This is a genomic window from Chitinophaga pinensis DSM 2588 (genome assembly GCF_000024005.1).
Classification (GTDB): domain Bacteria; phylum Bacteroidota; class Bacteroidia; order Chitinophagales; family Chitinophagaceae; genus Chitinophaga; species Chitinophaga pinensis.
Genome location: NC_013132.1, coordinates 2409056 through 2430826 on the forward strand (window position 1 = coordinate 2409056; position 21771 = coordinate 2430826).

General features: G+C 45.0%; 20 protein-coding genes. 15 read left to right on the plus strand and 5 right to left on the minus strand.

Features of this window, described 5'->3' with window-relative positions:
- Positions 1-38 precede the first annotated feature (38 nt).
- On the plus strand, positions 39-632 hold the full coding sequence (locus tag CPIN_RS09905; RefSeq protein ID WP_012789644.1) for a TrmH family RNA methyltransferase: 594 nt from the start codon (positions 39-41) through the stop codon (positions 630-632).
- A gap of 79 nt (positions 633-711) precedes the next feature.
- On the opposite strand, the gene CPIN_RS09910 is transcribed toward CPIN_RS09905, so the two are convergent.
- From CPIN_RS09910 to CPIN_RS09920, 3 genes are all read right to left on the minus strand, one after another.
- Entirely contained in the window at positions 712-1620 is a 909-nt protein-coding gene (locus tag CPIN_RS09910) for an NmrA family NAD(P)-binding protein (protein ID WP_012789645.1), read from the minus strand.
- A 121-nt stretch (positions 1621-1741) separates the two neighbouring features.
- Positions 1742-4150 (minus strand): ribonucleoside-diphosphate reductase subunit alpha, encoded by a 2409-nt coding sequence (locus tag CPIN_RS09915; protein ID WP_012789646.1) that lies wholly within the window; start codon positions 4148-4150, stop codon positions 1742-1744.
- 90 nt (positions 4151-4240) lie between these two features.
- Positions 4241-5212 carry a ribonucleoside-diphosphate reductase small subunit gene (locus tag CPIN_RS09920; protein ID WP_012789647.1) on the minus strand — a complete coding sequence of 324 codons (972 nt, stop codon included), beginning with the start codon at positions 5210-5212 and terminating at the stop codon, positions 4241-4243.
- Between the two features lie 465 nt (positions 5213-5677).
- On the opposite strand from CPIN_RS09920, the gene CPIN_RS09925 reads away from it, so the two are divergent.
- From CPIN_RS09925 to CPIN_RS09945, 5 genes are all read left to right on the plus strand, one after another.
- On the plus strand, positions 5678-6310 hold the full coding sequence (locus tag CPIN_RS09925; protein WP_012789648.1) for an ABC transporter ATP-binding protein: 633 nt from the start codon (positions 5678-5680) through the stop codon (positions 6308-6310).
- Positions 6311-6320: 10 nt separating this feature from the next.
- The gene (locus CPIN_RS09930) at positions 6321-7427 is read left to right on the plus strand and encodes a hypothetical protein (RefSeq protein ID WP_012789649.1); all 1107 of its coding nucleotides are present in this window, start codon (positions 6321-6323) and stop codon (positions 7425-7427) included.
- Between the two features lie 95 nt (positions 7428-7522).
- Complete coding sequence (locus CPIN_RS09935; protein ID WP_012789650.1) at positions 7523-8395, plus strand: YegJ family protein; 873 nt, start codon at positions 7523-7525, stop codon at positions 8393-8395.
- A 29-nt stretch (positions 8396-8424) separates the two neighbouring features.
- Positions 8425-9504, plus strand: coding sequence for a Gfo/Idh/MocA family protein (locus CPIN_RS09940; protein WP_245552099.1), 1080 nt, complete (start codon positions 8425-8427; stop codon positions 9502-9504).
- Positions 9505-9629: 125 nt separating this feature from the next.
- Positions 9630-10481: an MATE family efflux transporter gene (locus CPIN_RS09945; protein ID WP_012789652.1), complete on the plus strand. Its 852-nt coding sequence runs from the start codon at positions 9630-9632 to the stop codon at positions 10479-10481.
- Between the two features lie 4 nt (positions 10482-10485).
- On the opposite strand, the gene CPIN_RS09950 is transcribed toward CPIN_RS09945, so the two are convergent.
- Positions 10486-12039 (minus strand): hypothetical protein, encoded by a 1554-nt coding sequence (locus CPIN_RS09950; RefSeq protein ID WP_012789653.1) that lies wholly within the window; start codon positions 12037-12039, stop codon positions 10486-10488.
- Positions 12040-12256: 217 nt separating this feature from the next.
- Here CPIN_RS09950 and leuC point away from each other — a divergent pair, with 217 nt between their 5' ends.
- The 5 genes from leuC (at position 12257) to CPIN_RS09975 (ending at position 17813) form a co-directional block, all read left to right on the plus strand.
- Positions 12257-13654, plus strand: a complete 1398-nt coding sequence (gene leuC, locus CPIN_RS09955; protein ID WP_012789654.1) for a 3-isopropylmalate dehydratase large subunit — start codon at positions 12257-12259, stop codon at positions 13652-13654.
- A gap of 12 nt (positions 13655-13666) precedes the next feature.
- Positions 13667-14425: a class I SAM-dependent methyltransferase gene (locus tag CPIN_RS09960; RefSeq protein WP_012789655.1), complete on the plus strand. Its 759-nt coding sequence runs from the start codon at positions 13667-13669 to the stop codon at positions 14423-14425.
- A 39-nt stretch (positions 14426-14464) separates the two neighbouring features.
- Entirely contained in the window at positions 14465-15064 is a 600-nt protein-coding gene (leuD, locus tag CPIN_RS09965; protein ID WP_012789656.1) for a 3-isopropylmalate dehydratase small subunit, read from the plus strand.
- A 97-nt stretch (positions 15065-15161) separates the two neighbouring features.
- The gene (gene leuB / locus CPIN_RS09970; RefSeq protein WP_012789657.1) at positions 15162-16241 is read left to right on the plus strand and encodes a 3-isopropylmalate dehydrogenase; all 1080 of its coding nucleotides are present in this window, start codon (positions 15162-15164) and stop codon (positions 16239-16241) included.
- A 60-nt stretch (positions 16242-16301) separates the two neighbouring features.
- On the plus strand, positions 16302-17813 hold the full coding sequence (locus CPIN_RS09975; RefSeq protein WP_012789658.1) for a 2-isopropylmalate synthase: 1512 nt from the start codon (positions 16302-16304) through the stop codon (positions 17811-17813).
- A 46-nt stretch (positions 17814-17859) separates the two neighbouring features.
- Here the strand turns inward: CPIN_RS09975 and CPIN_RS09980 are convergent, their stop codons facing one another.
- Positions 17860-18579 carry a M15 family metallopeptidase gene (locus tag CPIN_RS09980; RefSeq protein WP_012789659.1) on the minus strand — a complete coding sequence of 240 codons (720 nt, stop codon included), beginning with the start codon at positions 18577-18579 and terminating at the stop codon, positions 17860-17862.
- A gap of 115 nt (positions 18580-18694) precedes the next feature.
- Here CPIN_RS09980 and CPIN_RS09985 point away from each other — a divergent pair, with 115 nt between their 5' ends.
- The 4 genes from CPIN_RS09985 to CPIN_RS10000 all read left to right on the plus strand — a co-directional run bounded on the left by CPIN_RS09985 (position 18695) and on the right by CPIN_RS10000 (position 21711).
- Positions 18695-19477, plus strand: a complete 783-nt coding sequence (locus CPIN_RS09985) for an SDR family NAD(P)-dependent oxidoreductase (protein WP_012789660.1) — start codon at positions 18695-18697, stop codon at positions 19475-19477.
- A 91-nt stretch (positions 19478-19568) separates the two neighbouring features.
- The gene (locus CPIN_RS09990) at positions 19569-20315 is read left to right on the plus strand and encodes a hypothetical protein (protein ID WP_012789661.1); all 747 of its coding nucleotides are present in this window, start codon (positions 19569-19571) and stop codon (positions 20313-20315) included.
- A gap of 51 nt (positions 20316-20366) precedes the next feature.
- A complete protein-coding gene (locus CPIN_RS09995; protein WP_012789662.1) occupies positions 20367-21218 on the plus strand; it encodes a fumarylacetoacetate hydrolase family protein in 852 nt (283 codons plus the stop codon).
- Positions 21219-21378: 160 nt separating this feature from the next.
- Positions 21379-21711 carry an L-rhamnose mutarotase gene (locus tag CPIN_RS10000; protein ID WP_012789663.1) on the plus strand — a complete coding sequence of 111 codons (333 nt, stop codon included), beginning with the start codon at positions 21379-21381 and terminating at the stop codon, positions 21709-21711.
- Positions 21712-21771: the final 60 nt, after the last annotated feature.

Genomic DNA, 21771 nt, shown 5'->3' on the forward strand with positions numbered 1-21771 from the left:
AGTTAAATTTGTGGTCTAAAATATATACTTACCTGATTATGACGCCGGAACGTAGAGAAAGGTTACTATCCGTATTAAATAAAAGACAGGCAGGTTTAACTGTCGTCCTGGAAAATGTATTTGATCCGCATAATATATCTGCGGTGTTGCGTACATGTGATGCTGTAGGCATCCAGGATGTCTATGTATTGAACACTACGACTGCCCGTCGCAAGAGATGGGGGCACAAGAGTTCTTCCAGTGCAGCCAAGTGGCTGACAGTCCACCAGTTTAGTGACACAGCTACCTGTATGGCGGTTGTAAGGGAAAAGTACGATAAGATCTATACGACGCACCTGGCGGCGGATGCAAAGAGTCTGTATGAGCTCGATTTTACAGGTTCTGTAGCGCTGGTATTCGGTAATGAGCAGGAGGGCGTAAGTGAGGAGATCAGGAAATTATGCGACGGTAATTTTATCATTCCTCAGGTGGGCATTATCAAATCGTTGAATATTTCCGTGGCTTGTGCCGTTAGCATATATGAGGCAATGAGGCAAAAATCGATTGCTGGCCATTATGAACAAAAAAACCTGCCGGATGCTCAATACAATGCATTGTTGGAGGAGTGGGGCTTTCAGGAAGAAGATATGTGAGTTGAGTAATTTTGAAGGAATTTATTGAATAGCAATAGCATAAAAAAGCGGCAGTTTCCAAACTGCCGCTTTTTTTATGCTATTGTGCTGACGTTGTTTGTAACAACGCGCTGATAAATGTTTTCGCACCTGTAAACTGAATATCAGTATAACGGCGATTATTTAAAGGAAACAGTTCTGTGCTGAACATACTCTTCATATACTGTAGTTGTTGCCAGGCCGGATATAATTCGTTTTCCCCTTCAGGATGTGCGGCTCTTTCACGTTGAATAAGTGCCAGCAGATCTTCCAGACTCCCCTGACGAATCAGTTTAAATTCCTGTTCTTTCAGTTCACCTCCAATTGCTGCCAGCTCTTTAGGGCTTGCCTGGAAACCAGCAATGCGCAGAAAGCGGGGCGTGGTAGCATCCATAGCAGCGGCAGCGGTGAAGGAGGCCACATCGTCCATGGTGGTGAAGTCTATACGTTTATTTTCATCTTCCCAGTAACTAACACTGTTGTTATTCAGGTCCAGCAGAGGATTATTACGTATCAGTATTTCTGCAAAGGCGCCATTGAGTATAGATGTGGCGGCTATGGGGGCTTTCTCCAACTGTTCGTGGAATTTACGCCTCAGATCGAAGTTCCGGTTTTCACCGGCAGCCTGTTTCGTGAAGTCGCTCGCATAATCAGAAGGTATAAAGCGGGGAACGCCTGCATTTACTGCTGCCTGTAGCAACACTGACTGCACATCGACAATAACATCTTCCAGGCCCTGCAATGCAGATACCACACAGTCAACATCTTTACAGGCGAGTGTCAGTTCATTGATATTGTGCATATCCGTCTGGATAACACCAATATCATATTGCTTCAGTGCGCCGATTTTTTCCAATGCAGTATTAGGACGGATTACAGCACGCACATCTGCGCCTTCGTCAATTAGTCCGCGGATGATCTTTTCTCCAAGATGTCCACTTGCACCCGCTACCAGGATTTTTGCGTTCATACGGTCGTGTGTTTAATGCGATATATACCGCATTATTAATGCCTGTTTTATCAGGTGTTGAAATAAAAAAGGGTAGTCTTGCGAGACTACCCTTTTACTATAATGATGTCTTATTATTTCATCAGGCGCTGCAGGTTACGCAACCTTCTTCCATGGTGCAGACTGCGCCCTCAACAAATTCAACTTCGTCGAGTTTGGTGTCCACTGCTTTGGCAGCTTTAGCTTCACCAGCTTTCTTTTCCACCATTGGTTCCATCTGTTGACCGCCTTGTTTTTCAACAGTAAACTGTACTGCCTGGGCAGCTGCCTGTGTACGCAGGTAGTACATACCTGTTTTCAGACCTTTCTTCCATGCGTAGAAGTGCATAGACGTCAGTTTCGCTGCGGAAGGCGTATCAACGAACAGGTTCAGTGACTGAGACTGGCAGATGAAAGCACCGCGATCGGCTGCCATGTCAATGATTGTACGTTGTTTGATTTCCCATACTGTTTTATACAGCTCCTTGATCTGTGAAGGGATCTCAGGAATATGCTGGATAGAGCCATTGGAAGTAATGATCTTATTCTTCATATCATTATCCCACAGACCCAGTTCCACCAGATCTTTCAGCAGGTGTTTATTTACTACTACGAATTCACCGCTCAGTACGCGACGGGTGTAGATGTTGGATGTGTAAGGTTCGAAACATTCATTGTTACCCAGGATCTGAGAGGTAGATGCGGTTGGCATTGGCGCCAGCAACAGGGAGTTACGCACACCATGTTTTTTGATCTCTCCTTTCAGTGAAGTCCAGTCCCAGCGTGGTGAAGGTGTTACACCCCACATGTCAAACTGAAGGATACCTTTTGATACCGGTGAACCTGCATATGTTTCGTAAGCGCCGTCTTTGATAGCCAGGTCTTTTGATGCATTCAATGCAGCAAAGTAGATGGTTTCGAAGATCTCGCTGTTCAGTTTTTTCGCTTCTTCGCTTTCGAATGGATAACGCATCAGGATGAACGCATCAGCAAGACCCTGTACACCCAGACCGATAGGACGGTGACGGAGGTTACTGTTACGTGCTTCATCTACCGGGTAGAAGTTATTATCGATGATACGGTTGAGGTTCAGCGCTGCCTGATAAGTAACTTCGTACAGTTTTTCGTGATCGAACTGACCGTCGATTACGAAGCGTGGCAGTGCCAGGGAAGCCAGGTTACATACGGCTACTTCATTTGCGTCGGTATATTCGATGATCTCCGTACACAGGTTGGAACTTTTAATAGTACCCAGGTTCTGCTGGTTAGATTTGCGGTTTGCAGAATCTTTGTACAGCAGGTAAGGAGTACCTGTTTCAATCTGTGCATCCAGTACGGCGAACCAGAGATCCTGTGCCTTTACTGTTTTACGTGCACGGTTTTCTTTCTCATATTTTGTGTAGAGTTTTTCGAACTCTTCACCCCAGCATTCGTGCAGTCCTGGTGCTTCGTGTGGACAGAACAGGCTCCAGTCGCCATTTTCTTCTACACGTCTCATGAACAGATCTGGTACCCACAGTGCATAGAAGAGATCTCTTGCACGCATTTCTTCCTTACCATGGTTTTTACGCAGGTCAAGGAATTCGAAGATATCAGCGTGCCATGGTTCCAGGTAGATCGCGAAAGCGCCTTTACGTTTACCACCGCCCTGGTCTACATAACGTGCAGTATCATTGAATACACGCAGCATTGGAATGATACCATTAGAGGTACCGTTGGTACCGCTGATATAAGAACCTGTAGCGCGGATATTGTGGATGCTCAGACCAATACCACCAGCACTCTGGGAGATCTTTGCAGTTTGTTTCAGTGTATCGTAGATACCCTCGATACTATCATCCTGCATGGTAAGGAGGAAGCAGCTGGACATCTGTGGTTTAGGTGTACCAGCATTAAAGAGGGTAGGAGTTGCGTGTGTAAACCAACGCTCACTCATCAGATTGTATGTCTTGATTACAGCATCGATATCTTCTTTGTGGATACCAACAGACACACGCATGAACATATGCTGCGGACGTTCAGCCACTTTACCATCTAATTTCAGCAGGTAAGAACGTTCCAGTGTTTTGAAACCAAAATAATCAAATGCAAAGTCACGATCATAGATGATGCTGGAATCCAGGATAGCAGCATGTTTCATGACGATCTCATATACATCGTCAGCTAACAGTGGTGCTGGTTTGCCCACTTTCGGATCGATGTAGTTATACAGGTTCTCCATTGTTTTGGAGAATGATTTCACTGTATTTTTATGGAGATTGCTCACCGCGATGCGCGATGCGAGCAAGGCATAGTCAGGATGTTTTGTAGTAAGCGATGCTGCAGTTTCTGCGGCAAGATTATCCAGTTCACTGGTTGTTACTCCATCATATAAACCCTGTATCACTTTCTTTGCTACGTCTATGGCGTCTACGTACTCCGCATTCAGTCCATAACACAGCTTTTCAACACGAGCAGTAATCTTGTCAAACTTAACAGCTTCTTTGTGGCCGTCGCGCTTAATTACAAACATGGTTAAATGAATTTAAGAGGTTGAGTAAAGTATTTATTAAAATGTGGTTGTTGGCAAATTCTGCAATAACATGCAATTATTATGCCTTTATCAGAAGTCTTCGTCAAGACTGAAAGTCTGTGTATCCTTACCGGACATTACGCCTGCTTTCTGATAGTCTCCCACGCGTTTTTCGAAGAAGTTTGTTTTACCCTGGAGAGAAATCATCTCCATAAAGTCAAACGGATTTGCTGTGTTAAATATTTTAGTATATCCCAGTTCACTTAACCAACGATCTGCAACGAACTCAATGTATTCGCTCATTAACTTACTGTTCATACCGATCAGTGCTACCGGTAATGCATCAGTGATGAATTCTTTTTCGATGGCTACTGCATCGCGGATAATAGTGTGCACCTGTTCTTCCGGCAGTCTGTTTTCCAGCATACCATACAGCAGACATGCAAATTCGCAATGTAATCCTTCATCACGGCTGATCAGTTCATTGGAGAAGGTCAGACCTGGCATCAGGCCTCTTTTCTTCAGCCAGAATATAGAGCAGAAACTGCCACTGAAGAAGATACCTTCTACAGCTGCAAATGCTACAAGACGCTCAGCGAAGTTGCCGTTTTCAATCCAGCGCAATGCCCACTTCGCTTTTTTAGTAACGGCAGGAACTGTTTCTATTGCATGGAACAGGCGATCTTTTTCAACCGGATCTTTTACATAAGTGTCTATTAATAATGCATATGTTTCAGAGTGGATGTTTTCCATCATGATCTGGAAACCATAGAAGCAACGTGCTTCGGGTAACTGTACTTCACTCATGAAATTAACAGCGAGGTTTTCGTTAACGATACCATCACTTGCTGCGAAAAATGCGAGTACATGGGTAATGAAATGACGTTCCCCATCGTTGAGATTATTCCAGTCCTTCATATCTGCACTGAGATCGATCTCCTCTGCTGTCCAGAAACTAGCCTCATGTTGTTTGTATTTCTCCCATACTTTCGGATAATTGATAGGCAGCAATACAAATCTGTCTTTGTTTTCCTTTAAAAGCAGTTCATTCTCTAAATTCATCGCTCAATAAATTTTATATATGGTTAACGTATGAAGATAGAAAGGACATGAAGGAGAGATTATCCCCATTTTAAGTTATTCATTGGACCCTTTCCTGTTACCCTTTGATACGTGAGTGTGTTCCGATCGAAATTTCTTGTGCCAGCTCGGTTTGAAATGTTCATACCCGGCTTCCGGGGTTGCGCTCATATTCCTGGAGACTTGTTACTCGTATCGTGAACTGTTACAAATGTACACAGGAATAGCTGGGGTGCCTGTTTAAGTTTTTAACAGACTGTGGAAAAAGAGCGGATGAATTTTGGAAAGGTAATCTGAGAGGGCAATTAGCCGTTTTTAAGGAATTTAAATCCACAATTTTGGGTTTTTAACGGCTCCATAACCCGCAAAGTTTTGTTAAATCCACTGCTGGTAACTGAAATTCAGCTATTTAATCCACATATTTACAAATAAATCATATCTCTTTTCATGGCATCGCATGTTATTAATCTTCAACAAGTTGTAAAAAGCTATCACGACACTGTCATACTCGATATCCCCCGCCTGGAGCTGGATTATGGGGTATATTGGCTTTTAGGTGGCAATGGCGCCGGTAAAACAACTTCCATGAAGGTGATGGCAGGGTTGATTCCATTCCAGGGGGATATATTGTTGGACGGTACCATCAGTTGTAACAAACAACCTGTGCAATACCGCCGGTATGTGAATTACGCAGAGGCGGAGCCGTTGTATCCTGGATTTATTACTGGCAGCGACCTGGTGGCATTGTATGCGAAAACGAAAGGTCAGGGATTCAAAGATGTACAGGAAATGATTGATTTACTGGGACTTGGATCATTTATCCACAGGCCCGTGAGCGGCTATTCCAGCGGTATGTTGAAAAAGGTGTCTCTTCTGCTGGCGTTTACCGGACGTCCGAAAGTAATATTGCTGGATGAACCATTAATTACGCTTGATACACAATCACTTCCATTGTTATACACATTGGTGGAAACGTTTCACCAACAATATGGCGTCACCTTCTGTATTACTTCGCATCAGCCGGTAACGGCAGGATCTATCCAATTGCAGGTGCAGGACAAAAACATTGTGAAAATCTAAGTTATCCACAATGGCATTATCCAAAATATTCACAACCCGCTTTTACGCGAAGAATACTGGTTTCTTCCTGGTGATCTTTTACTTTTTCTTTGGAATCGTTCCTGGCGGACAACTTCCTTCTTATCACTATACCCTTATAAAAGGCTTTACGGGGAGTCCTGGCTTCCTTGCGCTCGTCTGCTTGCTGTGGTTGCTATACAATCTGAAGTGTATTGCCTTTATCATCAATGTTTTATCTACAAAAGAACATTCTTTTTTATATGGTACGCTAGGGATACTGGAGGGAAGTGCCAGGTGGCGTACCTGGTTATGGATACACCTGACTTTATATGCACCAGTGCTGATCTACAGTCTTATATCCGCAGTTGTAGCAGCAAAGCTGGGCTTTCATCTGGCAACGTCTGTGATCGTATTATTCAGCGTACTGATGCTGCTGGTGCCGCTGTGGATATATCTTAATAAGATGAAGCATCCGGGTACCGTCTCCGTACTGTCCAGATGGCAGCAATGGTTCAACAGGACAGTCCGGAAACATATATGGTCCTTTTACGGGCATGAATTACTCAATAATAATATGCGCTCACTGGGTATGGCAAAAATAGCAGCTGCTGTTATTGTCATTATCACCTGCTCCTTAATGGCAGACAAATACGATGAGCGCGTCCTGTTGGTTGGGATACTTATATGTGTGTTAGCACAGAGTGTACTGGTGTATAATCACAGGCGCTTTGACGATCTTTACCTTTCAATGCTGCCACAGTTGCCGGTACCCTTGTGGAAAAGATACCTGCAGATGGGCGGATTGTACCTGGCGCTTGTTGCGCCGGAAAGCGTATTACTTATTTATAAGACCTGGCAGCAGGCAAACCCCATCCATTGGGTGATGTTAATAACCAGCAGTCTGTCTATGTTGATGCTGTTCCGCAGTATCCTGTATTTTCCACGAATAGACCAGGACAAGTATTTCCGGTGGGTACTGATCATTGTTGTGACCATACTTTTTATGGGATTAGCCCGGTTGTACTGGTACGGCATTGTGGGTATGCAGGCTGTGGCAGGGATCATTTTTTACAATAGGTATTACCGTTATGAGGCGCCATTGGAAAAAGTGGACTAAAACCCTTCATTATCATAATAAAAATAGAGGTATATTCGTTCGAAAGGCTGTGACATCGGTTAGGGAAGGCACAAAATATACATAACCATTCACCTATGGGTTTCTTATCAAAATTCTTTGGTAAACGTAGCAAAGCTGTTTTAGAGGACCAATTGCCGGTTGTACACATAGCCGATGATGATGAAAGGATGAACTGGGCCATTGAGAAGGCAAATGCCACTTTGCATTATTTCCAGCATAGTCTGTTGCAACCGGAACCGGTACAACAATATTTCTCCGTAAAAGTACTGATCGACGACGGCATCAACCGTGAACATCTCTGGTTAACCTCTCCCAGTTTTGACGATGAAGGAAACCTGTATGGCGTAGTGGGTAATAAACCCGTCTATGTTAATTCTGTGTCTGTTAACCAGAAGATCGGTATCGATCCACGTTTTATTTCCGACTGGATGATCATTGAAGATGGCCGCCTGATTGGCGGATACACTATCCGGGCTATCCGTGAAGGGAAACCGATACATGAATGGCAGGAGTTTGATCGTCAGGTAGGGCTTTATATTGATGAAGGAATTGATTACTTTGTACACGACTTTTCCACGCCAGAAGGCGCCATACTATGCCTGGAAGATGCTTATGACGAGCATGATATAGAAAAAGCGATTGCCTGTAAGAACTTTGTAGAGGAAGGGAGACTGTTACTGATGAGGATGAATGATATATACAATGGTAATGACATCCTGCAGACTACCGCCGACATTCTGCGTACATCTTTCATAAAAAGCCTGGAAAAGGAAGGATTTCCCACGTTTAAAGGACTTCGCCGTGCTTTTCCTTATCGTAAGAAGATTACGGAACAGCTGTATCTGATTACGCAGGTTTACATCTTTCCAAGTGGAGAAAAAGCCAGACAGCAGATCTATACTTTCAAAGGTAAGGATGGCTGGCGGGTATTAAATATTGCTGAATAACAAAAACACAGGTCCATATAATCCATGTCATGATGAAGATGCTAAGCCAAACTATGCTGCTCCTGCTGGCAGCCATCACAACTTTTGCACAGCAAAAACCATTGAACGTAGGCGTTGCCGGCCTTACACACGACCACGTGCATCTGCTGATGCACCAGTGGAAAAAAGGGCAGGTGACCATTGCCGGTATTGCCGAATCGGACGCTCAGCTGATCGCCCGTTATAAGAAAAGTTATCAGTTACCGGATTCACTTTTCTATCCTGATCTGGCCACATTGCTGGCGCATAAACATCCGGATGCCGTACTGGCTTATAATGCCGTGGCAGAGCATATTAATGTGGTAGAAGTCTGCGCGCCCAAAGGTATTTCCGTAATGGTGGAGAAACCGCTGGCGGCTACAGTCGCGCAGGCAGACCGTATGGCGGCACTGGCCAGAAAGCACCATATACATCTGTTGACCAATTATGAAACTACCTGGTACAATACGAACCAATATGTATATGACCTGGTGAAGAAACAGGATGCTGTTGGGCCGGTACGGAAAATGGTTGTACACGACGGTCATGAAGGACCGAGGGAAATCGGTTGTTCTGAAGACTTCCTGAAATGGCTGACCGACCCTGTGAAAAACGGCGGTGGCGCGCTGATGGACTTTGGTTGTTACGGCGCTAATCTGATGACCTGGATGATGGATGGCAAAGCGCCTATTTCAGTGACAGCCGTAGCGCGTCACATCAAACCTGCGGTATATCCGAAAGTAGAGGATGATGCTACTATTTTGTTGGAATATCCAGAGGCGACAGGTATCATCGAAGCCTCCTGGAACTGGCCTTTCAGTATTAAGGACTGGGAGGTATTTGGTAAGTCAGGCTACCTGCACGCACTGAATCCAAATGATCTGCAACAACGGAAAAAAAGTGAATATCAGCCGCTTAAAGTACCGGAAGCAACCTATACGGATAATATTACATATCTTGCAGCTGTATTGAATGGCTCCCTGAAGCCTGATAATGATCTTTCTTCGCTGGAAAATAACCTGATTGTCGTGCGCATACTGGAAGCAGCCCGCACTTCAGTGAAGGAAGGCAGGAAGGTCATGTTAAAGTAGTCATTTTAGCTACCAGACAAGCAACAACATTAAACATATGCGCAGCCACACCGTTGTCCACAAACAACGGTGTGGCTGTCTTGATATAAGACTATCCAACAGTAACACTATTTTAAAAGGAACCTATGTCTAACCAAACCAAGAGAATTCAGTCGCCGAGAGAACGTGCCTGGATTATTACCCTTACCGCGCTGTTTGGAATAACAGCTGTCCTGCTATTCTACATTATCATTTGTATCTGGCCTTCCGGCTATGTAAGCAGTAAAGACCCTTTCCGCCTTTTCGGCACCGTGTATACCATTACAGCAGAACACCGTTTTCTGTTGCTGATGATACTTGGCGGTGCGCTGGGGGCTAATGTTCACCTCATCATCTCATTTACCGCATTTGTAGGTAACCGTATGTTTGTTACTACCTGGATCCCGTGGTACCTGTTAAGACCCGTGATCGGCGCCGGTATGGCTATGTTTTTTTATATGCTGCTGAGAGGCGGGATATTGACTTACAGTCCGCCGGTAGCGCCACAGTTGCCGGAAAATAGCCAGTTAACAGAAAATACCTCTTCTGCACCTGTTACAGAAGGAAATGTGCAGGAAGGCAATGTACAGGAGGGGAATGTACGTCCGGATTCTCCGGAGCAGGCAGCAACGAAGGTTGATACTGCAAAACCTGATTGTCCGCCGGTAGTGAATGAGGCAATACCAGCGGCTACCCGCGATGAAGCGAATCAGCCAAGAGACAGCGTTCCGCTGAACCCTTATGGTATGATGGCAATTGCCTGCCTGGTCGGACTGTTTTCCAAAGAAGCGTCTGAAAAACTGGAAGAAGTGTTCAAGACCTTATTCAATGTAAAGGACAAGGCGCAGTTTAAAGATCCTTTACCAAAAGACAGGGAACAGACTGCCCAGAACGATACTGATTCTTCCACTGATGCGGATACCGATCTGACAGATCAGAAAACAGAACCAGCGGAATAATCGATCAGATTCTTTTTTCTTTCCGAACAAATTTCCGGTGTATGATCTCCTGCACCGGAATTCCTTCTATTTTACTTTCCAGCCAGGAAATAATATCCAGGTACAGGAATGACCTGCGTTCGTAAGGATTCTGTGAAAGCTGCACCAATCTTTCTTTCAGATCGGCAAAGGCGCTACGCAGCGCTTTTGGATGGGCGTAAATGTTCCTGCGTAGGAATTTGAGGATTTCCTCCATCATCTGACCAAGGTCTTTGTTTTTTGCGATGAAGTGGTAAACGGACTTGATCAGGTATTCCACCAGACTGTAATTCTCCAGTTCATAGTGGGCAATAAGGTGTAGTATTCTTGCAAAGCACTGAATATCAGCACGTAAATTGCCTATACGCAGGTGTATGATCTTATTCAGGTACACGATCGCCTTGTTGTTATCGCCGCTACCGAAGTACAGGCAGGCGATCTTGTAGTAGAACAGCAACACGCGGTGCTGGTCTATTTTCAGCTGATGCTCGGCGATATCGGCTTCCAGCTGTGGTACCAGTGATAATCCTTCACTGAAAGTACCCTCCAGGAAGTAGTGGTTGATACGGGCTGTATACACGTATACAAAGGCAGATGTTTTAGTGTTTTCGTTAAAACTCTCCTGATTCTCTGTAATAAACGTTTCCAGTGCAGCCAGGTCTTTCATGAACTTGTCGTGGTTCATGGTGTAGAAGTGGGCGGTCAGCAGGTTGTGCATCGCTTTGATATATAGCTCTACGTCGGTACGCTGGAGGGAAGGGTATTCATTGAAAAGGTTCACCCATTTCTGGGTATAGCGGTAAAACATGACAAAATCCTGGAGGATATAGTAATACCAGCTATAGGCCTGATAAAGGTGTATCTTCTCATAGAAGCTCATGTCCTTGCTACAGTCGGGCGGCAATTCGTGCTCAAAGAAGGACTTTACCATTTTGGCGTCTTTCTCGTCCCGGGCATGGCCTAATTTCAGGTACAGGCCGTACATCCGGAGGGATAAGGTAGACAGGCGACTGATATTGCTGAGGCGGAGTTCTATCTGGCGGGATTCTGCACTGAGCTCATCAGCCCGGTTTTCCAGGCTGCGGGTGATGTGTCTGCTCTCGATCTGTTTTTCAAACTCAATAATTTCATAGCTTAGCATCACTTCTTCCTGCTCAATAGCCGTTACTTTGGCTTTGGAGAGAATGCGAAGGCTCTGGTTGTAAAGTCCCTTACTATATAACACCCGTGCGTAGTCCAGTTGTTCCCTGAGGTCAATCAGGGGGTCTTTCTGCTTGTACAGCAGGCGGAGGCTGGTCAGCAGTTGTTTATATAAATGGGCTTTTACATTACTGAGTTGTTGTTTTTTGATAGCGGGTATCTTTTTGAGGATCAATTCCTCATCATACTCCTTTAACTTGTCCAGGGTATTGAATAACTGAATGAAAAGGACGTCCTCTTTAGTATTATTTTTATTAAAAGCAAGTTGAAAATTCCGTTTTTCGGCTTTCGTCAGTGTTTTTATTAATATAAACAGAGCGTCGTGCTGGTTGTTGGACATCGTTAATAATGTGTTATAATTAGCTGACAGTCAAATTGATATCGCCTGTCAGGCGTAGTTATATATCGTAATTAAGTCAAATTTAGCTATATGTTAATTAACATTGACCATTAGCTTTGAAGGTACAAACAAACTAGGAAGCACAAAATTATCAATTTCGCTGGTGCCAATGGGCCGATCATCTCTGCCCGGCCCGCCACAAAATGTAAAATTACGGATGGGAAAAACATTATTTGACAAGATCTGGGACAGCCACGTAGTGGTTAGCAAGCCCGGCTTTCCGGATGCAGTATACATCAATACACATTTTATTCACGAAGTGACCAGTCCACAGGCTTTTGACGGACTGCGTAAAAGAGGTATACCGGTTTTCCGTACGGCTAAGACCCGTGCGACAGCCGACCATAACGTACCTACCATTGACCAGCACCTGCCGATTAAAGAGGCCCTGAGCCGCAAACAGGTAGAGATGCTGACTTCCAATACCAAAGAATTCGGTGTAGAGCTGTATGGTCTGGGCCACCCTTACCAGGGTATTGTACACGTAATCGGCCCTGAGCTGGGTATTACACTGCCAGGTATGACTATCGTGTGTGGTGACAGCCATACCAGTACGCATGGCGCTTTTGGTGCGATCGCTTTCGGTATTGGTACGTCCGAGGTTGAACAGGTACTGGCTACCCAGTGTATTCTGCAATACCGCCCGAAACGCATGAAGATTGAGGTGAACGGTCAGCTGAAAAAAGGTGTTGTTTCCAAAGACATCATTCTGTATATCATTTCTAAAATATCAGCTTCCGGCGCTACCGGTTATTTTGTGGAATATGCCGGTGAGGCGATCCGCAGCCTGAGCATGGAAGCCCGCATGACCATCTGTAATATGAGTATTGAGATGGGCGCGCGTGGAGGTCTGATCGCTCCTGATCAAACCACTTTCGATTATATCAAAGGCCGGGAGTTTGCTCCGAAGGGTGCTGAGTGGGATAAGGCCCTGGCATACTGGGAAACACTGTATACCGATGCTGATGCTGAGTTTGATGTAGTACTGACATTTGATGCCGCTGATATCGAACCAATGATCACTTATGGTACGAACCCGGGTATGGGTATCGGGGTAACCCAGCACATTCCGTCGCTGACTGAGGTGGATGACAAAGAAAAACCATCTTTCAGGAAATCCCTGGAGTATATGGGACTGGAAGCTGGTAGCGGGTTGCTGGGTAAGAAAGTGGATTATGTATTTATCGGTAGCTGTACCAACTCCCGTATTGAAGACCTCCGTATGGTGGCTGACTTTGTAAAGGGTAAGAAAAAGGCGGAAGATGTAGTGGTATGGATCGTACCTGGTTCTAAACAGGTAGAAGCGCAGGCGAAGGAAGAAGGTATTGATAAAATATTTGAAGCAGCGGGCTTCCATCTGCGTCAACCAGGTTGCTCTGCATGTCTGGGTATGAACGAAGATAAAGTGCCTGCCGGCATGTATTGTATTTCTACTTCCAACCGTAACTTCGAAGGTCGTCAGGGTCCTAACGCCCGTACCTTCCTGGCCAGCCCGTTGTCAGCAGCAGCAGCAGCTATCACTGGTAAAGTAACAGATGTAAGAGAACTGGTATAATATAACTGAGAAATGTCCTGGAACGCTGAATTATATAAGGAAAAGCACTCTTTTGTATTCGGTTACGGTAATAACCTGATCGAATGGCTGCAGCCGGCAGCAGGAGAACAGATACTGGATCTTGGCTGTGGTACCGGCGAACTGACCGCTCAGGTGGCGGAAAGCGGCGCCAAAGTAACAGGGCTGGATAGTTCTCCTGCGATGATCGCCAGTGCAAAGGAGCATTTTCCACAGGTTACTTTCCAGGTGGCAGATGCTACCTCTTTCTCCCTGCCGGAGCAGTTTGATGCGGTGTTTTCCAACGCTACCCTGCACTGGATCCGCCAGCAGGAGAAGGCGCTGGATCGTATTCACCAGCACCTGAAGCCTGGTGGTCGTTTTGTCCTGGAAATGGGCGGTAAGGGAAATGTGGACGACATCACCGGTGCACTGGAGAAAGCGATGGCCGACAGAGGATATACTTATAAACCATTCTGGTATTTCCCTTCAGTGGGAGAGTATACCTCGCTGCTGGAAGAGTATGGATTCAGAATCAACCAGGTCCTTTACTTTGACCGTGAGACCGAACTGGCAGACCCTGAGAATGGCATTGTGGAATGGCTGCAGATGTTTGGATCGCACTTCCTGGACCAGGTACCGGAGCAGGATAGATTACCTCTCCTGCAGGAAGTACAGGAGTCGCTGCGGGCGACTAACTTCCGCGATGGTAAATGGTATTCGAAGTACGTGCGCTTGCGTGTAAAAGCAGAAAAAATTAAAACAGATCTTTAACTTTAAAATGAAAGACCTTCTCCGGAAGGCTATAATATAATGAGTAAGACTTTTCAACACCTTGTATCCACCGCAGTTCCTATTGCGATTGAAAACATTGATACAGACCAGATCATCCCTGCCCGCTTTCTGAAAGCAACGACAAGGGATGGTTTCGGAGAAAATCTCTTCCGTGACTGGCGCTTTGACACTAATAATGAGCCTAAGCAAGACTTTATCCTGAACAATCCGATCTACAAAGGTCAGATACTGGTAGCAGGTAAAAACTTTGGTTGCGGTTCATCCCGTGAGCACGCGGCATGGGCTATCGGCGACTATGGTTTCAAAGTTGTGATCAGCAGTTTCTTTGCTGATATCTTCAAGAACAATGCGCTGAATAACTTCATTCTGCCGATCACTGTGACGGACGAATTCCTGGACAAGATCTTCAAAGCGATTGAAACAGATCCTGCTGCTCAACTGGAAATTGACCTGGAAAAACAGTCACTGAAGATCGTAGCTACCGGTGAAGAAATTTCTTTCGACATCAATCCGTATAAGAAAGCCTGCCTCATTAATGGCTATGACGATATTGACTACCTGTTGAGCCTTCGTAAAGAGATTGAATCATACGAAGCCAGCCGTGAGTTTAATTTTTAACATTTCACTTCAGTGGTTTAGCTTTATTTTTCACAAGAGAAGCGGACCACTGGGGGTACGACGAAGTAAACATCAATTTAAATCAACTCTAAACTAAATGGGCGTAGACAAAAAGATACTGGTAATTCCCGGAGATGGTATAGGACAAGAGGTGACAGCCTGGGGTCAGAAAGTATTGGAAACAATTGCTGTAAACTACAAGCACAATTTTGTTTTTGAAGAAGGCATAATGGGGCATGTTGCCATCGAAGCTACCGGTACTCCGCTGCCTGACGAAACACTGGAAAAAGCCCGCAAAAGCGATGCGATCCTATTTGGTGCTATCGGTCATGCGAAATATGACAATGACCCTACACTGAAAGTGCGTCCTGAGCAGGGATTGCTGAAAATCCGTAAGGAGTTGGGTCTCTACGCAAATCTGCGGCCTATTAAGTTGTTTGATGAACTGCTGGAAGCATCCAGCATTAAACCGGAAATACTTCGTGGAGCAGATATCCTGTTCTTCCGTGAGCTGACCGGGGATGTATACTTCGGTGAGAAGAAACGTTCAGAAGACCGCAATACTGCATCTGACCTGATGATCTATCACCGTTATGAAGTAGAACGTATCGCCCGTAAAGCATATGAAGCTGCACGTTCCCGCCGTAAAAAACTGTGTTCTGTAGATAAAGCAAACGTACTGGAATCAAGCCGTCTGTGGCGTGAAGTGGTGCAGGAACTGGCTAAAGAATACAGTGATGTGGAAACAGAACATATGTTCATCGATAACGCTGCTATGCAGCTGGTGAAAGATCCGAAACGTTTTGATGTGGTGCTGACAGCTAACCTGTTTGGCGACATCCTGACGGACGAGGCTTCCCAGATCGCAGGTTCTATGGGTATGCTGGCATCAGCATCCATCGGCGACAGCGTTGGTTTCTATGAGCCTATTCACGGTTCTGCGCACGATATCGCTGGTAAAGGCATTGCCAATCCGCTGGCGTCTATCCTGTCCGCAGCACTGATGCTGGATATTTCTTTCGGACTGAAGAACGAATCCCTGCGCGTGATCAAAGCTGTTGAAGCTACCCTGAAACAAGGTTACCGTACAATGGATATTGCTAACAAGCATACGGAAAATCACTACGTAATGGGTACAGATGCAATGGGTGCAAAAGTGCTGGAAAATCTGAACTGATCAATATCCAACACAATTACCTGAGTAAAGTAATTTCTCCAATAACACAATTAATTTAAGATGAGCGATAAAAATCGTGTATACGTCTTCGATACTACCCTCCGTGATGGCGAACAGGTTCCTGGTTGCCAGCTGACAACCGTCGAAAAAATCGAGGTAGCTAAGGAACTGGAACTGCTGGGAGTAGATGTTATTGAAGCTGGATTCCCGATCTCCAGCCCTGGTGATTTCCAGAGCGTAGTTGAAATATCCAAAGCAGTCAGCGAACCGGTGATCTGTGCGCTGACACGTGCTAATACCATGGATATCGATGCCGCTGCTGAAGCACTTCGCTTTGCAAAACGCAAACGTATTCATACTGGTATCGGTGCTTCCGATATGCACATCAAATATAAATTCAATAGCACCCGTGAGGACATTCTGAAACGTGCAGTAGATGCAGTGAAGTATGCCCGCAAATTCGTGGATGATATCGAGTTTTATGCAGAAGATGCCGGTCGTGCTGACAACGAGTATCTGGCAAGAATGATCGAAGCCGTTATCGGTGCAGGTGCTACTGTCGTAAACATTCCTGATACGAATGGTTACTGTCTGCCTGACCAGTATGGTGCGAAGATCAAATACCTGATGGATAACGTATCCAACATTGATAAAGCAATCATCTCCGTGCATTGCCATAATGACCTGGGGCTGGCTACTGCCAATACCATTGCAGGTGTTATGAACGGTGCGCGTCAGGTAGAATGTACCATCAATGGTATTGGTGAGCGTGCCGGTAACACTTCTCTGGAAGAAGTAGCGATGATCCTGAAAACGCATCACGCGATGGGTTATCATACCGGTATCAATTCAAAACGTATCTACGGTATCAGTAACATGGTTGAGACAATGATGCGTATGCCGGTACAGGCTAACAAAGCGATCATTGGTCGTAACGCATTCGCACACAGTTCCGGTATTCACCAGGATGGCGTGTTGAAACATCGTGAAAACTATGAGATCCTGAATCCGGAGGATGTAGGTATAGAATCCAATGCGATCATCCTGACTGCACGTAGCGGCCGTCATGCGTTGAAGCATCACCTGGAGCGTCTGGGTTACAAGCTGGATAAAATCAACCTGGATGAAGTTTACCAACGCTTCCTGGAAATGGCAGACAAGAAGAAAGACATCAATGATGCTGATCTGCAGGAATTGATGGGTAATGGTGATGACAAGAATTTCGATGATGATAAAGCGATCAAAGTTACTTTGCTGCAGGTAGTATGTGGTGATCCACTGCGTCCGATGGCAACTGTAAAACTGAAGATCAATGGTGAAGAAAAAGAAGCCAGCTCCGCAGGTAATGGTCCTGTAGATGCAGCTATCAATGCTATTCACGAGATCATCAAAGACCAGATTGATATTGATGAATTCAATATCCAGTCAATGCGTGGTGGTAGTAAAGATGTAAGTAAAGTAAACATGCGTGTAAAACACAATGGCCAGTCTTATTATGGCTACGGTTACTCTACTGATATCGTAAATGCCTCTATGCATGCCTATGTAGATGCGCTGAACAAGATCTATTAAGCAACATTTATAAGCATGAAAGAGCCTCGTCACTGACGGGGCTTTTTTATTTGATATTGCTGAAGGGGATATCCATCAAAGGAAATTGTTTGTAGTCTTTCAGATAATAATGCCACCATTCTGTAGAGAGGGCAGTGAAACCATATTTCTCCATTGTTGTCCGGAGTAGTCTTCTGTTGTCTGCCACGATACTGTCTGCAACAGCATAGGCATGATGCGCTTTTTCTGTGAAGTCGTCAAAATCAGTAGGCATGGCTACCGGCCTGCCGCTGCGTAAATAAATAATAGTAAGGTCCACAGCAGCACCCCGGTTATGCCCTGAACCATTACGGGGATCTGCGGCATAACGATCGTCGGGTACGATCTCCCACATTTTTTCTGTGATACTGTATGGGCGGTATGCATCATAAATCAATAATCCGAGTCCTTTTTTGTTAAGCTCCTGCTGTACGGCTCTTAATGCTTTGGCGGCGGGTAGACGCAGGTATACAACTGCATTGGGATATAGTTGCTGATGGGTAAAATTGGCTTTGGTTGCATAACGGATGTCTTTCAATATACCGGGAATGAAGGTGGTGATATCTACTAATACCTGGTTGCTGTCTGCCGCTGCCAGCTGCTTATATAAGGCGACAGTATTCACGACAGCTAACCCATATTTATTCAATGGAATTTGCTGCGCAGACGCGGTAAATATATTGCTTGTCAGGATGACATATAACAGAAAAATAGCTGACCTGGAGGCAGTCCGGTAATTGATTTTCAACTGTTTTTTATTTAAATATTCTGAAATATGGTAATAAAGTACAAGTTACTGGTAAAAAAGGATAGTTTTTGCCTTGGTAAAAGGGTTATTTTAGAACCCTTAAATTAAGGAAAATATGAACCTGTTTAGATTAGACAACAAAGTGGCTGTGATCACCGGTGGTGGCAGCGGCATAGGGCAGGCAATAGCGAAGGTATTTGCGGCGCAGGGCGCTGATGTACATATTATTGAGTTGAACGAGGAAGGCGGTAAACAAACGGCAGCTGAAATTGCAGCAGCGGGCGGTACTGCACAGGTACACGCCTGTAACGTAGCACAGCAGGCGGCTGTAGTCAGCACGGTGGATAAGATCATCGCTGCGGCAGGTCGTATTGATATACTGGTTAACTGTGCCGGTATTGCACACGTGGGCAAACTTGAATCCACTACGGAAGAAGATCTGGACAGGGTATATAATGTGAATGTGAAAGGTACATACAACTGTATGTTTGCGGTGATCAAACAGATGAAAGAACAGAAAGGCGGCGTAATCCTGAATGTGGCTTCCATTGCTTCCAGCGTGGGTATTCCTGACAGGTTTGCATACTCTATGAGTAAGGGTGCGGTACTCACTATGACCCTTTCTGTGGCGAAGGACTATATTAATGACGGTATCCGTTGCAACTGTGTGTCTCCTGCGCGTGTACACACACCATTCGTAGACGGTTTCATCACGAAGAACTACCCTGGTAAAGAGCAGGAAATGTTTGATAAACTGTCAAAAACACAACCGATCGGCCGTATGGCTAAACCTGATGAGGTAGGTACACTGGCTTTATTCCTGTGTTCTGCCGAAGCTGGATTTATCACTGGTTGTGATTATCCTTTGGATGGAGGATTCATCAAGCTGAATAATTAAGGAATCGTAAAATGCGGATTACGAATGATGGATTGGTTATATTCGTAACTCACATTTCTTAATTCTCATTCGTAAATCAACGCATAATTCCATGAAAGCTTGGTCTTTATTACTTATTGCAACATTATTCTTTGCCTGTGATTCCAACCAGAAAAACGCTGCCGCTGACGCAGATGATACCACTGCTGCGGGTGAAGCATTTCAACCGGTTGCACCAGCAGGAAAAGTAACTGTTTCCTTTCCTGTGACAGATACTACTGAGATCAAAATGGTATTTGAACTGGATGGAAAAACAAAGGAGAAGAATTTCGAACTGCCATTGGCGAAAGATGTGCAGGAGAAGGATCTGTACCGACTGGTATGGGACAAACCTAACAGCTGTTATATCGGTGTACTGAAACAAAACCGTACCACCCGTTACTACCATGCCAGCGTGGATGATAAAGGGTATCTGCAGATCAATCACGTAGGAACACCTCCGGCAGGCGTATGGCAATATGCAGAAAATAAACTCGGACTTGGTAAGATAAGCGCTACCAACGAAACACAGATCGAACAGACGATTACAGCCAGCAACCTGAAGTCCGGAACTATCATTGCAGACTTTATCGTAAAAATAGTGCCATTGTCTTCTAAAGATTCAGTACATGTATACGCTGAATTTGCAGGTGCTAACAGAACGCTGACACAAGTTGTACCTGCCGGTAATAAAGTAGGTATAGTAGCGTCCGGAAAAGATAAATGTTTTGTTGTGCTGGAACAGGATGGTAAGCTGACCAATACTTACGAAATAAAAGTAGAAGCCGGACGTCTGGGGATCAATACATTAACAAGATAGTATGACGGCCTTCAAAGGCCATAACGTTTAGTAAAAACAGTAATTTTTTATATGAAACTGATCAGATTTGGATTACCAGGTGCAGAAAAACCAGGTATCGTAACAGAAGCAGGTACATTCGATGTAAGTGCATTTGGTGAAGACTTTGGTGAGAAGTTCCTGGAGACAGACGGTTTACAGCGTCTGGCTGCATGGTGGGAAAAAAACAGTGGCAGTTGTCCGCAGGTACCGGCAGGTACCCGTCTTGGAGCTCCTTTACAGCGTCCTTCCAAGATCATTTGCATTGGTCTGAACTATGCTGACCACGCAAAAGAAACAAACGCACAGATCCCACAGGAGCCAATCGTATTCTTCAAGAGTACTTCCTCCCTGGTAGGTCCTAATGATGATCTGACCATTCCACGTAACAGTGAGAAAACCGACTGGGAAGTGGAACTGGCAGTAGTGATCGGTAAGAAAGCCAGCTACGTTGAAGAAAAAGACGCATTGGACTATATCGCCGGTTATGCTTTACACAACGATTACAGCGAACGTGCATTCCAGCTGGAACGCGGCGGACAGTGGGTAAAAGGTAAAAGCTGTGATACATTCGCTCCGCTGGGCCCATGGCTGGTAACTAAAGATGAAGTAAAAGATGTGGATAACCTGCGCCTCTGGCTGACCGTAAATGGTAAGACGATGCAGGACGGTACTACTGCTAACCTGATCTTCAAAATACCTTTCCTGGTTTCTTATCTGAGCCAGTTTATGACCCTGCTGCCAGGAGATGTAATCTCTACCGGTACGCCAGCAGGCGTTGGTCTGGGTATGAATCCACAGGTATACCTGAAAGCTGGAGACGTGATTGAACTGGGTATTGACGGACTGGGTACTTCAAAGCAGACAGCGGTTGCATTTAAATAACTGAAAAATTAGGAATTAGGAATTAAGAATTAGTAATTGTGAGTGAAGTGTGTGCATCAGATACAATTGATTGCATCTTTAGCAAGCTTCATTCCTGATATCTGTTTTCAGCGGCTTAATAGTCATTCCTAATTCCTAATTGCTAATTCCTAATTGTTTTATGAAACGTTATTGCCTCGCGCTGGATCTCGTAAACGATCCTGTGCTGATAGCGGAATACGAAGCCTATCATCGTGAGATATGGCCTGAAATAAGAAAGAGTATCGTTGACAGCGGTATCACCAATATGGAGATCTATCGCATCATGGACCGTCTTTTTATGATCATGGAAGTAAACGAAAGTTTCTCTTTTGATGCAAAAGGAGCGGCGGATGCGGCGAATCCTAAAGTGCAGGAATGGGAAAAGCTGATGTGGAAATATCAGCAGGCCCTGCCGGTAGCTAAACCCGGTGAGAAATGGGTGATGATGGACAGGATTTTTTCGCTACAGTAATGTAGCAAGACTGCAGTAAGGAAGTATAGCTTTATAGCCACTGATAAGGAAGATAAACGT